At 35.2% G+C, this 13,888-nt stretch carries 16 protein-coding genes and 1 pseudogene; all 17 read right to left on the bottom strand.

Annotated features, from left to right (window positions below; genetic code table 11):
• Positions 1–25: 25 nt before the first annotated feature.
• The 17 genes and pseudogenes from AB4865_RS03510 to AB4865_RS03430 all read right to left on the bottom strand — a co-directional run bounded on the left by AB4865_RS03510 (position 26) and on the right by AB4865_RS03430 (position 13,882).
• Entirely contained in the window at positions 26–1,420 is a 1,395-nt protein-coding gene (locus tag AB4865_RS03510) for a DUF389 domain-containing protein (protein ID WP_372474361.1), read from the bottom strand.
• Positions 1,421–1,469: 49 nt separating this feature from the next.
• Positions 1,470–2,216, bottom strand: coding sequence for a hypothetical protein (locus tag AB4865_RS03505; RefSeq protein ID WP_372474359.1), 747 nt, complete (start codon positions 2,214–2,216; stop codon positions 1,470–1,472).
• 11 nt (positions 2,217–2,227) lie between these two features.
• Positions 2,228–2,584, bottom strand: coding sequence for an MmcQ/YjbR family DNA-binding protein (locus tag AB4865_RS03500; RefSeq protein WP_372474358.1), 357 nt, complete (start codon positions 2,582–2,584; stop codon positions 2,228–2,230).
• A 114-nt stretch (positions 2,585–2,698) separates the two neighbouring features.
• Positions 2,699–2,821 (bottom strand): hypothetical protein, encoded by a 123-nt coding sequence (locus AB4865_RS03495; RefSeq protein ID WP_372474357.1) that lies wholly within the window; start codon positions 2,819–2,821, stop codon positions 2,699–2,701.
• 336 nt (positions 2,822–3,157) lie between these two features.
• Entirely contained in the window at positions 3,158–3,355 is a 198-nt protein-coding gene (locus AB4865_RS03490; protein ID WP_372474356.1) for a BRO family protein, read from the bottom strand.
• Between the two features lie 326 nt (positions 3,356–3,681).
• Positions 3,682–4,746: a Fic family protein gene (locus tag AB4865_RS03485; RefSeq protein ID WP_372474354.1), complete on the bottom strand. Its 1,065-nt coding sequence runs from the start codon at positions 4,744–4,746 to the stop codon at positions 3,682–3,684.
• An 18-nt stretch (positions 4,747–4,764) separates the two neighbouring features.
• Positions 4,765–6,213 carry a UDP-N-acetylmuramoyl-L-alanyl-D-glutamate--2,6-diaminopimelate ligase gene (locus AB4865_RS03480; RefSeq protein WP_372474353.1) on the bottom strand — a complete coding sequence of 483 codons (1,449 nt, stop codon included), beginning with the start codon at positions 6,211–6,213 and terminating at the stop codon, positions 4,765–4,767.
• Positions 6,214–6,270: 57 nt separating this feature from the next.
• Entirely contained in the window at positions 6,271–6,900 is a 630-nt protein-coding gene (locus AB4865_RS03475) for a class I SAM-dependent methyltransferase (protein ID WP_372474352.1), read from the bottom strand.
• 23 nt (positions 6,901–6,923) lie between these two features.
• Positions 6,924–7,409, bottom strand: coding sequence for a GNAT family N-acetyltransferase (locus tag AB4865_RS03470; RefSeq protein ID WP_372474351.1), 486 nt, complete (start codon positions 7,407–7,409; stop codon positions 6,924–6,926).
• A gap of 18 nt (positions 7,410–7,427) precedes the next feature.
• On the bottom strand, positions 7,428–7,976 hold the full coding sequence (locus AB4865_RS03465; RefSeq protein WP_372474350.1) for a DUF1697 domain-containing protein: 549 nt from the start codon (positions 7,974–7,976) through the stop codon (positions 7,428–7,430).
• Positions 7,973–8,221 (bottom strand): annotated as a pseudogene (locus AB4865_RS03460) (DUF4298 domain-containing protein); the annotation flags it as partial. The pseudogene AB4865_RS03460 and the gene AB4865_RS03465, both read right to left, overlap by 4 nt.
• A gap of 141 nt (positions 8,222–8,362) precedes the next feature.
• The gene (locus tag AB4865_RS03455) at positions 8,363–10,354 is read right to left on the bottom strand and encodes a penicillin-binding protein (RefSeq protein WP_372474349.1); all 1,992 of its coding nucleotides are present in this window, start codon (positions 10,352–10,354) and stop codon (positions 8,363–8,365) included.
• Positions 10,345–10,686: an FtsL-like putative cell division protein gene (locus AB4865_RS03450; RefSeq protein ID WP_372474348.1), complete on the bottom strand. Its 342-nt coding sequence runs from the start codon at positions 10,684–10,686 to the stop codon at positions 10,345–10,347. Before AB4865_RS03450 ends, AB4865_RS03455 begins: the two co-directional genes overlap by 10 nt.
• A complete protein-coding gene (rsmH, locus tag AB4865_RS03445; protein ID WP_372474346.1) occupies positions 10,683–11,588 on the bottom strand; it encodes a 16S rRNA (cytosine(1402)-N(4))-methyltransferase RsmH in 906 nt (301 codons plus the stop codon). Before rsmH ends, AB4865_RS03450 begins: the two co-directional genes overlap by 4 nt.
• 15 nt (positions 11,589–11,603) lie before the next feature.
• Complete coding sequence (gene mraZ, locus AB4865_RS03440; protein ID WP_372474345.1) at positions 11,604–12,059, bottom strand: division/cell wall cluster transcriptional repressor MraZ; 456 nt, start codon at positions 12,057–12,059, stop codon at positions 11,604–11,606.
• Positions 12,060–12,262: 203 nt separating this feature from the next.
• Positions 12,263–13,498 carry a DUF445 domain-containing protein gene (locus tag AB4865_RS03435; RefSeq protein ID WP_372474344.1) on the bottom strand — a complete coding sequence of 412 codons (1,236 nt, stop codon included), beginning with the start codon at positions 13,496–13,498 and terminating at the stop codon, positions 12,263–12,265.
• Between the two features lie 57 nt (positions 13,499–13,555).
• Complete coding sequence (locus AB4865_RS03430) at positions 13,556–13,882, bottom strand: single-stranded DNA-binding protein (RefSeq protein ID WP_372474343.1); 327 nt, start codon at positions 13,880–13,882, stop codon at positions 13,556–13,558.
• Between the last annotated feature and the right edge of the window lie 6 nt (positions 13,883–13,888).

The following is a 13,888-nucleotide window of genomic DNA, read 5'->3' as shown; positions in this document are numbered from 1 at the left end:
TATGCGTTTTTATTTTATTAGACTTTTATCTTTCATATGTTTTTACTTCAAGAGTGTCTATTTCCAATCGTACTTTTAACCATTTCTCTATATTTTCTTTTTCTTTCTTTTTTATTTCATCTTTTACGTTCTCTTTCCATTGAAAACGAAATACTGGGATAGTATCTGTTTTATCAAACGTACTTCTCAACTCATTTGCAAAAGATACGGAAGCAATCCAATCGTTTCTTGTGGAAATTTCTTTTACTATTTGTTCAAATTTGGTTGCTTCTTTTGTATATTTATTTAAGTTTTCCAATCGCTCTTGTAATAGTTTTATTTGCCCTTGTGTTGTAACAAGTTGTTCTTTACTTGTATTGTATAGTTCTGTTACATAAACACTTTGATCTTGTAAATTTTGATTACCACTTAAAATTCGTAATTCTGTATTTTTCAAATAATTGTATTTTTGTTTTTGAAGATTCCAACTTTTTTCGATTTCAGGAGAAATAAAAACGTCTCCAAAAAAAACTAATTCTATATAAGATTTTCCTTTATTATAATCTATTTTAGAAAAGTCTTTTAAAAAATATCCTTTTCCATCAAATTGATAAGTTGTAATAGTGTTGTCTATAAATAAATTGGCGTCTGATATAAATTTTGATTCTTTCCATACTCCATAAAAGGTATATCCTGCTGGAACAATCATCAAGGTTGAACAAAAGTAAATGATTTTAGAGATTTTTTTTCTTCTTGACGAATTGGCATAAACAACCATAGGTACTTTTATAAAACGTAGTATTATAAAGGTTGCTAATGCTATGAAAAATGTATTTATAAAAAACAAATATAAGGCACTAAAAGCAAATTTAAAATCTGCTTTCGACAAGAAAAAACCTACCGTACATAGAGGAGGCATCAAGGCCGTTGCTATAGCTACACCAAAAATCACACTAGCCATAGTTCCTCTCTTGGCTCTTGCGATTACTAAAGCCAAACCTCCAAAAAAAGCAATCAAAACATCACGAATATCTGGTGATGTACGTGCTAAAAGTTCTGAAGATGTATTGGACAATGGAAAAAGATAAAAAAACACAAATGCTGAGAAAACACTCAAAGAAACCATAATAGCAAAGTTTTTCATAGCCTTCCTTAACAAATCCAAGTCATTCATGGCTAATGAGAGTGCTATTCCTAAAATAGGTCCCATCAAAGGAGAAATAAGCATCGCCCCTATAATTACAGCAGGAGAATTTGCATTCAATCCTAAAGACGCGATCACTATTGCACATATCAAAATCCATGATGTATGCCCTTTGAGATATATGTCTGATTTAATGCTTTCTATTGTGGCATTTTTATCCGTTCCGTCTTGAATATTCATTAATTCAAATAAAAAATCTTTTATCTGAATAAAGAGTGTTTTAGTATTTTGAGCCATAATTTAATTTTTATCTTTCTTTGTTTAAATACTATAAATCATTTTTTTTTTATTTTGTTTCAATGATGATGAATTTGTCGTGCTTTTTCTTTTTGCTGGATTGCTCCATTTTTTCTTTTAAGTTTATGTTAAACTGAACTGTGTGCTTATTAATTTGTTTAAAGTTTGGATGTTTTCCTTTTATTGACTTTATTTCATTTTCAAACACAAACTTTGTGTTCAATTGAATATCAAAAGCTTCAAGCATTGAAGAGGCTATTTGGGCTCCAAAATCATCCTCTTTTTTCTTTGTTTTGTTTTTGGACTTTTGTTTTGTTTGATTATCGTCTCTTAGCAACTCTTCAAGATTAATAATCAATTTTTTATCACTCCATTCTATAGATGATTGATTTAGAGAAGAAAGTAATTTTTCTTCTTTTTTTTGAGATTTTTCTATTTTCTTCCAATCTTCATTGCTCAATCGCTCCAACCGAATTCCAAAGCCTATTTTTTTCTCATCTTTATATATTCCTTTTACGAAAGTTCGTTTTGCAATTTCTTCGGAATCTGGCGGTATAACTTCCCCTTCCACTTTATTCATATCATAAACACTTGTCCACTCCTTCGGAAATTTTGATTTTACTGAATCTTTCGATACTAAATTCCCTTCAGAGTCTTCTTTAACCTCAACTTCTAATGTTACAGTAGAAGTTTCATCTTTATGAAAAACATATTCTGCATTTACCGTACAAGATTGTAAGAAACCTATCAATACAAACAACAATATTACAATTCTTTTCACTTTATTTACTTTCATTTTCTTCTTTATTATCCATTACTTTTCAACAATTCTTTTCGTTTCTTTGGCAGCGTATTTACCACCAACCAATAGGAATCTGAAATCCACTCTTTTAACATTTCCTCCGACAAATTCCCTTCTACGCGTACGCTGTTCCAATGTTTTTTGTTCATGTGATACCCAGGAGAAACCTCGCTGTATCGCTCTCTGAGTTCGATTGCCTTTTCGGGATTGCATTTCAGATTCATAAATTCATAATTTTTGGTGCTTACCAAACAAAATATTTTATCGCATACGGTAAAAACCAATATATCATCATCAAAAGGCATCTTTTCTCCTGCCTCTGGAAATGACAAACAAAAATCTCGTAACTGTTCTATGTTCATTTTAAAGAGAAAATATTTTGTTATTTTACCATTATATTTACATCACAATTTGATTTTGATATGTCTCATTGTGGTAAAAATGCATTTTAATTGTGTTTTCACTTATTCTTTGGATTATTCCTTCTTTTTTAGTTCTAAAACCGACTTTGCGTTAATTCCACTCACTACTTTTTTGCCTGTTTTAGCTTCTAATTCTTTTCTTGCACCACCTACTATTTCTCCGCCTTGTTGTGCCACTATGGCGTTTTCTTCAAATGTTTTTGACTGGGTAGCCTGAGAAATATCTTTGGTCGAAGCCCTTAGCCAACATATTTAAAATCAATTCTGTATTAGTCATATTATCACGCAAATTCTCTTTCTTTAAACCTTTGAGAATTTTGTATTCCTTAGTAGTTTTGCCACTCTATGCTTTGGTAATAATATCTGTAAGTATAGCAAATTTTTCCCTTCTTTTACACCTCTATTTTTCCATTCTTTGGTCAGTTTTTTGCGAATTTCAATACTTTTTAATCGTTGGTTAATCCAATTTTCGGAATAACCTAATTTCAGATATTGTTCCAATGCCCTATCTATCTAAATTTCAGAGTCTTGCATTTCATCTATTCGCTCACTGACTACTTGTGCTAACCATAATTTAAAAGGTTCCGCTTTTTTGGAAGGAATCGACTGAATCAATCGTAAAATCTGCTCATTATCAGCTACATCTGTTTTATAATATTTCCCATCCGAAGATTGCATTTTCAGTTGTCCGATTTTTTTCGGACAACTCACTTCCTTCTTTTTTCAATTTGGTTTTTAAATCACTCCAATACTTTCTTGGACGATCAGTTCCCATTAAAACTTTAATCACATCAATAATAGAAACATACTATTTTTCTTGTTCTCCGTCCCAATGGGTGCGAACTTGTTTTTGTTCAAATAATTGTATTTTGTTTGTCTTCATAGTTTATCGGTTTTAGGTTTTTATATACAACGCAATTTGTCAGTTTCGTGGAAAAAAATGGCGTTTTTTCCATATCACTATCTTCGTGGCAAAAAATCGCTTTTTTTTGCCACATTATTTTTCTCGTGGCAAAAAATCGCTTTTTTTTGCCGTATCATTGTTCTCCCATCAAAACTTTTATCAAATTTAGATTCAAATAATAGTTCTGTTTTCCGACTTTTACTTTTTCCAACAATCCCAACTCCACAATTGCATCTAAATAATTTGATGCTGTTCTTCTTGCTACCTGTAAATCTTCTTGTAAAAATTCTATTTTAGTATATGGATTTTTAAACAAATTATTCAATAAATCCTGACTATAAATCTTTGGCAATGATCTTCTTAATCGCAACTTATATTCACTCATTGTTTGTTTGATTTTCATTATCAAATCAATGGTTTGTAATGATGTAACCTCAACTCCTTTTAATAAATATAAAATCATCGATTCCCAATCATCTTTATCCCTTACATTTTGCAATACTTGGTAATATTGTGCTTTATTTTGAATGATATATCGACTTAAATACAGCACTGGCAAATCCAACAACCCTTGTAAAACCAAATATAAAATATTGATAATACGACCTGTACGACCATTTCCATCGTAAAATGGGTGAATACTTTCAAATTGATAATGAATGATTGCCATTTTTACCAAAGGGTCGTAGTTTGAAAAATCATCATCATTGATGAACTTTTCTAAATTTGCCATCAATCGCAATACTTCTTCACTATCTTGTGGTGGTACATATATAGTTTCTCCTAATGAATTGACCAATTTTGTTCCCGCTTGTTTTCTAAATCCTGCATTGTTCTGTTCCAAAATTTGCTGAACTGCAATAATGTGCTTATTCAACAACATTTTTTCATTACGAACTATTTCAAAACCAAAACGCAAACTTCGAGCGTAATTATACACTTCTTTTGAAGCCGGATTTTTGGTTTCTATCAATATATTTTCTTTAAACAAATCATCGTGAGTTGTTACAATATTCTCAATTTCACTACTATCTTTTGCCTCTTGGAGCGTTAAAGTATTTATCAATATTTGTTCGTTTGGAATTGTCTTCACAACTCCTTTTAACTCTGCTAATCGTCTGTGAGACATATTCAACTGCTTAAATACTGCGATGGTTTCTATCTCTTTATTAGGCGGTAAATAAGGTAATGTCTTCATAGTTTATCGGTTTTAGGTTTATTCAAAAACAACCTTTACCTCCTCCATATCATCAAAATGGGTGCGAACACCTTTTACTTCTTGATAGGTTTCGTGTCCTTTGCCGGCAATGAGGATAATATCGCCTGATTGGGCAAACTGACACGCGGTTTTTATTGCCTGACGGCGGTCGGTTATGGTAACAAACTTTTTGTAATGCTCTGCCGAAACCCCTGCTTCCATTTCTTCCAAAATCGTTTGTGGGTCTTCGTCTCGCGGATTATCCGAAGTGAAAATCACTCGTGTACTTTCCTTGGTTGAAATGTCCGCCATAATCGGACGCTTGGTTTTATCGCGATTGCCTCCGCAACCTACCACCGTGATGAGTTGTTCGTTTTTGGTGCGTATGTTGTTGATGGTGTCTAACACATTTTGCAAGGCGTCGGGTGTGTGGGCATAATCCACAATCGCGGTGATTTTGTCTTTCGATACAAAATACTGAAATCGTCCGCCCACCGACTGCAACGTACTCAATGCGGTTAGGTTCTGCATTTTTTCGATTCCGAGCAAATCGGCAACGGCATAAACCGCCAACAGATTATAAGCGTTGAACTGCCCAATGAGGTTTGTCCAAACTTCCTGTCCGTCTATTTTTACCACCAATCCTGAAAACTGATTTTCCAAAATCTGCAAACGATAATCTGCCATTGTTTTTAGTGCATAGGCTTTCTTTTGGGCTTTGGTGTTTTGAAGCATCACACTGCCGTTTTTGTCATCAACATTTGTTAGGGCAAAAGCCGTTTTGGGCAATTGGTCAAAAAATTTCTTTTTGGCATCACGGTAATTAGCAAAGGTTTGGTGATAGTCCAAATGGTCGTGTGTGAGGTTCGTAAACACGCCCCCTGCAAAGTGCAATCCTTCGATGCGTCGTTGCTCCACGCCGTGCGAACTTACTTCCATAAAGCAATATTCGCAACCTACATCTACCATCATTTTCAGATATTTATTCAATGTAAGAATATCAGGTGTGGTGTTTATCGTGTCGAATTTTTCATCATCAACATAAATAGCAATAGTAGAAATCAGTCCGACTTTGTGTCCTGATTTTCTGAACAATTGATACAGCAAACTCGTGGTAGTGGTCTTTCCGTTGGTTCCTGTAATACCTACTAATTTGAGTTTTTCGGAAGGATTTCCGTAGAAATTGGAAGCCATCGTTGCCAAAGCCGAAACGCTATCCTTTACTTTTATGTAAACGATTTCCGAAATAGTTTCTTGCGGAATTTCCTCGCAAACGATGACTTTCGCTCCTTTTTCGATTGCTTTTTTGATGAATTGATGCCCATCCGATGCGGCGCCTTTTATAGCAATGAATACATCGCCTTGCTGTATTGACCGTGAGTCTTGTACCAAGTTACCTACTTCGGTATTGACTTCCCCCAAAAGGGAAATGATTTCTATGTTTTGTAATATATCTTTTAGGTTCATAGTTTTGTTTTCAATCAGTAATATCCTTTCTTAATTTCATACATCTTCGAATACCGTCTATTTCTTCCTCGCTACCAATCGAATTACGGCTCCTTTTCCGTTATGGAGTAGCCCCTCATTCAGCTCTATTTCAAGTTCTTCGAAATAGAGTAACTCAAAATCTGAAAAATCTGCTTTTAGCTCTTCGATAGAAAACAACGAGGCTTCATCAGCAGGGCCTCCCACTTTGGGATTTTTCTCGCGGTAAGGCAAATGTTTTTTGGAAAATGCCTCGAAAATCACCAGTCCATTGGCTGGTAAGAGCTTTGCGAGTTGTTTGTGATAATCAGATTTTATTTTTGCTGGGAAGTGGGCGTAAATCAGTGCCACCACATCAAAATTATGGTTGGAAAAATCCAAATTAGGCAATTCGCCTACTCTATAATCAATGTTTACCCCTACTTCGTTCGCCAACTGAAGTGCCTTTTTTCGTCCTTCCTCGCTGATGTCAAAAGCCGTAACATTCCACCCTTTTTTGGCGGCATATACGGCATTTCTACCTTCGCCTTCGGCAGCAAAGAGAATGTTTTGAGCGGGAAGCTGATCCAGCTGTTCTTTCAAAAATACATTGGGCAACTTGCCATATACATATTCTTTATTTTGGAAATTATGATTCCACTTATCTATCCAATTTTGGTTGTTGTTCATAATGTTGTTACTAAGAGTTGATATTAAAACTTTAATCTCAAAATTTCGCCAGGTAATCCGTCAAAATCTTTGTATTCTTGGTGTTCAAAACCGTTGTTGGTCAATATCTTTCTTGATGGAATATTTTTAGGGTCAATAATTGCAAAAAGTTCATATATTTGAGAATGATTTTTGGCAAAGTCCACCAACTGAGCTGTCACTTTTCCTGCAATGCCTTTGCCCCACAACTCGGGTAAAATCATATAACCCAATTCCGCTTCTTTGCTTTCTGATTTTTCAATTTCCAATTTCGCAAGTCCAATAAAAGAATGGTTTTCTGCATTAATGATTTTAAAAATACCAAAATCGGGATGTATTGTATTTTTTATCAATTCCTTTGCAAAATCACTTTTCGCCTCCTCTAACGGAATCGCTCTTTCGGTAATCATCGCCATTACCTGCTCATCACCGACCAATCGGTAATAATCTTCGAAATCTGTTGCTGTAAATTTATTTAAAATAAAATTCATAGTTTTTGATTTTTTACTTTATAAATTCGCTCCCTCTGTTGCCATTTCCACCAACTTACCCAATGTATTAAAATTACGCGTGGTAGCAATGATTTTTAGTTTCTTTTCCAAAAAATTGTTACTGAGTTTGGTGCGACTGGCATCTTTGGGTAAATACATATACATCGCTCGGGGTGTGAAATCGAATTTTTCTTCTCCGAAATCTTGCGTTTTGAGTTCGTTTGCCAATGATTGCGATAGCTCATCGTTAAAAAGGGTAAAGAAAACACGCTTAATATCGTGGTTTTCCGTAAACGGATTTTCGCTCAAGACCTGTTTGATTTCCTCAGCGGTTTTCACCATTACAGGGAGTTCTGCCCCAATGTTTTCCTTGATGAGTTCGTGTACTTTCCCACTCACTTCCATAGGGGAAAGCTCCGTTTGTAATACAATATTCCCGCTTTGGATATAGGTTTTTACATTCACAAAGCCGCCTTTTTCTAAAATTTCTTTCAGAAAAGCCATACTCGGAATTTTGTTTTTCCCTGTGGGCGTTACGCCTCTGAGCAATACAATGTATGTTCTCATTTTCTTTCCAATAATTCAGCCATCCATTTGAGGTATTGAATCGCTAATGATTGTTGCGTGGCGATGAGATTGTAAACCAAACCTTCACTCAACACGCCGTGCGGTATTTCTTTAGGAATTTCTCCACGATTACTCGCCTCAAAATCTACTTTCCATTGTTCACTGAAATAATAATTCTCTAATTGATTTATTTCAGGTTGCAAAGCTTTCCATTCTTCTAATAAACTTTCCGCTTTTTGAAGAAACTCCTCAGCTTTTTAGAGAATCTCTTCCTTTTGCTGAATGTTTTGTATTTGTTTTTCAGTCATATTATTGGCTTTAAACTAAAGATTTTAATTAAATAACCAATCCTGCAAATTCATCATTAATCATTAACAATTGAAATTCTATCCCAATGTCAAAACCATCTGGTCGCCTTTTTTGATTTCGTGTCCTGATGGCAACGACTGTTGTTTTACTTTTCCTTTGCCAATGATTTGCGTTTTTACTCCCAAATTTTCCAACAATGGCAAGGCATCCATTACTTGCATACCCACCACATTTGGAACGATTCCGTTCATTTTTCGCACATTGGTATAATAGGTTTCGTAATCTTTTTTAGTGTTTTTCAGTGGTTCGTCTATGTTTTTGATTTCTTTCAAAGACGGCACATCTGTAAAAATCTTTTGTGCAATGCGTTTAAACACTGGGCCTGCCACATCTCCTCCATAATAACTATGTTGTGTAGGTCTGTGAATCACTACGATACACGAATATTTTGGATTTTCGGCTGGGAAAAATCCTACAAACGATGAGGCATAAAACATATTTTGTTTTCCTGCTCCATAATTCATCTGAGCTGTTCCTGTTTTTCCTGCCATTGAAAAATCTGATGAATACAAACTTTTTCCTGTTCCGCGTTTCACTACATTTTTCAACATTTCTTGTACTTTTCCTATCGATTCTTTACTTGCAATGCGAGGATTTAGCACTTCTTTGTCAAAGGTTTTTACTGTTTTGTTTACCTTTTTGATTTCTTTTACAAATCGTGGTTTTACCAATTCTCCTCCGTTGGCTACAGCGTTGTAAAATGTCAGAGTTTGCAACGGTGTTACAGAAATACCATATCCATAAGCCATCCATGGCAAAGCGATTTTACTCCACGCCTTATCGCCTGGTCTTGGAATATACGATGCAGGTTCGCCCTTTAAATCCAATCCCAAAGTTTTGTTGAAACCAAACGATTCCAATTTATCGATAAACTCTGTCGGTTTGTCTTTATAAGCCTGATAAACTGCCTGTGTAATCACAGTATTGGACGAAACTTCAAATCCACGAGCAAATGAAATTTTTCCATAACCTCTTCGGTTGGAATCCGTTACTCGTTTTCCACCGAAAGTTACCACTCCATTACGCGTGTCAAAAATCGTTGCGGTATCTACTTTTCCATTGTCGAGCAACGCGAGATAAGACGCCAATTTGAAGGTTGAACCTGGGTCATGTCGTTCCAAAACAGCGTAATTGATGGTTTCGGTATATTTTCCATTAGCACCTAATCCGAGGTTTGAAATGGCTTTGATTTCACCAGTTTCTGCTTCCATCACCACCACTGTTCCGTGTTCGGCTCCATAATATTGCAGTGAGTTGAGTAAGGCATGGTGTGCAATATCTTGAATATAGACATCGATCGTCGTTACCACATCCAATCCGTCTTGTGGATCGACAAAATTTTCATCATGGATTGGTTTCCAAGCTGTTTTAGTAACCCTTTGAACTTTTCGCTTGCCGTCTTTTCCAGATAAATATTCTGTAAATGCTGCCTCAATTCCTTTCCTTGTAATAGTACCGTCTTCGTTTTGCCTTTCATATCCTATCGTTCGGTTGGCAATCATTCCCATTGGATGTTCGCGTACAGGGGTTTGATTTACAATCAATCCACCCGCATTTCCACCATATTTCAACAACGGAAATTTTTTCAATCGTTGAAATTCAGGATAACTCAAACGCCTAAACAAAAAGACATATTTTCCTCCGTTGGAACGCAATTTTCTAAAACGAGATTCGTATTCTTTAGATGTTTTTTTTCCTTTGAAAACGGCCAACGAATCTGCCAATGCTTTTATTTCACTTTGAAAAAGCTCTTCAGTCGAGGCAGATGGGTCAAAGGCAATGTCGTATTTGGGAACAGAAGTTGCCAACAAACTACCATCTGATGAATAAATATTTCCCCTTGTAGCAGGAACGATTTCATCTTTTAAAATTTGTCTTTCTCCTTTTGCACGCCATTTATCTCCTTCTACCACTTGGATATACACCAATTTTACCATAACCATAAAGATGAAAAAAATGAAGATAAACAAGCAGATATATATGTTTCTATCTATATTTTTCAATCCCATAGCTCATACCATTTTTTTTCTTTCTCTATCACAACTCTGATTTTTTGTGGAGGAACTTGCGACGGATACACCTCTCGTTCTTGCATAATGTCCGAAACATTACTCTCCATCTTGATTCGCATCAATTCCGAACGCCTTTCTACATATTCGGTACGCAATTCCTTCATTTCTTCATTTAGTCTTTTTAGCTCGATTACCTTTGTTTCGTATCTGTGATTGTTTCCGATAATGAGTAATACAAGCAATACCAAATAAAAAACAACCCCCCAGTTGGATGCGGACTTCAACTGAGGAACTATAGCTTTATTGTCAAATATTTCTTTTAACTTCATGGTCTTTTTTCTGCGATTCTCAATTTGGCACTTCTGGCTCTGTTGTTTCGTTCGATTTCTTCGTCTGACGGAACGATTAATTTTCCAATAGACTTAAACGGTACTTCATATCGTCCAAAGAAATCTCTTTCAGGCTCTCCTTCAAACATTCCGTTTTTGATAAATCGCTTTACCAATCTGTCTTCGAGCGAATGATACGAAATCACACTCAATCGTCCTTCTGGTTTTAGCACTTCCAAAGCTTGTTGTAAAAACTCTCGCAACACTTCTATTTCTTGGTTTACCTCTATGCGAATGGCTTGATAGATTTGAGCCAAAATTTTATTGCTTTTATGTATTGGAAGATGAGCCGACAAAACCTCTTTCAATTGATCCGAATCTTTTATTTCGCCGTTTCTTCTCGCCTCTACTATCGTTCTTGCCAATGCACGAGCGTTTTTCAATTCACCGTATTGGAAAAACATTGTACTCAAATCCTCTTCGCTGTATTCATTAATCACTTGATGAGCCGACAATTCGCCGTTTTGATTCATGCGCATATCCAAAACCGCATTAAAACGAGTAGAAAAACCTCTTTCTGCCACATCGAATTGATGAGAAGAAACACCAAAATCTCCCAAAATACCATCCACTTGTTTTACGCCATGAAAACGCAAAAATCTTTTCAAAAAGCGAAAATTCTCGTTGATCAAAGTAAATCTTGGGTCGTCTATGGCATTTTGCAAAGCGTCTTCGTCTTGGTCAAAGGCATATAATTTTCCATTAGGTCCTAATCTGCGTAAAATTTCGCGAGAATGCCCTCCCCCACCAAAAGTTACATCTACATAGATGCCGTCGGATTTTATGTTGAGTCCGTCAACTGTTTCGTGCAATAGCACAGAAAGATGATATTCGTTTGACATGTTTGAAATCTAAATTTATTGATTGATCGTACCTCCCATCACTTTTGTCGCCAAGGCAGCAAAGTCGATAGAGTCTTCGTTTACCACTTGTTCGTAAGCCTCTTTGTCCCAAATTTCGATGATGTTGAGCTTCGATGCCAATACCACCTCTTTGGAAAGTTGAGCGTATTGGAGTAAATCTTTCGAGATAGGAAAACGAGCTGTATCATCCATTTCGATAAATTTTACCCCTGCCATAAATTTGCGGATAAACAAATCGTTTTCTCTCACAAATCGGTTGAGTTGGTTGATACCCTCCATTGTTTTTTTCCATTCCTGCATTGGCCACAGTTCCAAACATTTCTCATACACAGAGCGTTTTAGTACAAAGCCATCAGACAGCTGAGGCAACTGTTTTTTCAGTGCCACAGGCAGAGAGATGCGGGCTTTTGCATCGACTTTACACTCGTATGTACCTAACAAAATATTCAAAACAAAATGGCTTTTATACTATTTGACAAAATTATGATATTTACGTCACTTTTTGGCACATTTTCCCACTTTGTTGAAAAATTTTTCCCACTTTAAATAATTTATGGAAAAATATAGGTTTTCAACAGTTGAATATTTTCTTATTGTTGAAATTATTTCAATAAAAAAAGGAGAACAATTTGTCTCCTTTTAAACAGTAATTACTAAAAAAACAATTGTACCAAAGTATAAATCATCAATCCGACCATACCCCCTACCAAAGTTCCGTTGATTCGGATGAATTGCAGGTCTTTTCCAACCTCGAGTTCGAGTTTTTCACTCAATGATTTTCCTTCCCAACTTTCTACTGTATTGCTAATCAATTGTCCTACTTTTTTGTTGTTTTTCAAAGCTAAATGATAGAGTTTTTTTCTTACAAATCCGTCTATTTTTTCCTGTTGATCTTTATCTGTTGATAGTTTTACAGCAAAATTTTCAATAATAGAATCTATATAGGCCAAAACATTGGATTGATCTGAATTTAAATCATTTATCAATTGATTTTTTAGGTAAAAAACGATTTGATTGGTGTAGTTTGATAAATTTTCAACCGTTATTAATTGTTGTTTCAATTGATGGATTTTGTCTTTCCATTGTGGTTTTGAATGTAAATCGATGACAAATTGAGACAATTCCCTATCGATTTCTCGTCTAATCTTATGTTGAGGATTTTGTCTGACTTCGTCTATAATTTTTTGTATTTCACTTAAAAAATAGGAAGCTATCAATTCTGAAGCAAAATTGGGTAATAAAGAAAAAAACTTTTTATCCACTTTTTCTTGTACCATTTGTAGTAATTTGGGTTGCTTGATTACTTCATTCAATCTTTGTAAAATGTAATCCAATGCCTTGTCTTGCTCTCTATTTTCGATGAGATAATTTAGTGCGTTGGACATCAAATTTTCCACAGGTATTTTATGAACCAATTGCGTCGATTGTTCCGCAATATATTGCTTAATGTGTTTTAAATCATTGGTTTCTAAATAATTTACCACTCCATTTTTTACTTCATTCAAAATCATTTGATTGTTTTTCAACAACCAATTACCTGCTGTTTTGGTAACCGCAATTTCCTTTACATAAGGTCGAAGAGTCTGTGGTGTAAGAAAGTTATCAACTACAAAAGTCCCAAGGTTTTCGCCAATATCATTTTTTCGATTTTCGATGAGATTGGTATGTGGGATTTTTAGTCCCAAAGGATATTTAAACAAAGCGGTTACAGCAAACCAATCTGCCAAAGCACCGACCATAGCCGCTTCGGAAAACGCTTTTACATACCCAATCCATTTTGCAGGTTGATATTTTTCGAGTAAAAGCATCGCTGCAAAAATCAGAGCCATCAAGACAAATAAACCTGTAGCCAGTAATTTATGTCGTTTGAGTATTTGTTGTTTATCCATGATTTAGTATTTGCTCAAAAATAATAAAAAAAAGGCTACACATGGTAGCCCATAAAATTATAACAATAGCAATTCGTTGATGACAATTTCGGTGTTAGTGCGTTTTACACCATCTTTGTCTTGATAGCTGTTGTAATTAATACGACCTGCAACGGCCAATTCTTTTCCTTTTTCAGCAAATCTTTCCACTACTTCTGCATTTTTGCCCCAAGCTACAATGCTATGCCATTGAGTTTGTTCTTGTTTTTCTCCTTTGTCGTTGTAAAAATATTCGTTAGTTGCCAAAGGAAATGAAGCCACTTTATTGCCATTGTCAAAAGTTTTCACCTCTGGTGCGTTGCCCACTCTACCGATTAGACGAACGCTGTTTCTAATAGTATTCATAGCTGA

This window comes from Capnocytophaga sp. ARDL2, assembly GCF_041530365.1.
Classification (GTDB): domain Bacteria; phylum Bacteroidota; class Bacteroidia; order Flavobacteriales; family Flavobacteriaceae; genus Flavobacterium.
The sequence above is the reverse complement of the archived record's forward strand: the minus strand, read 5'-3'. Positions and strand labels throughout refer to the sequence as shown.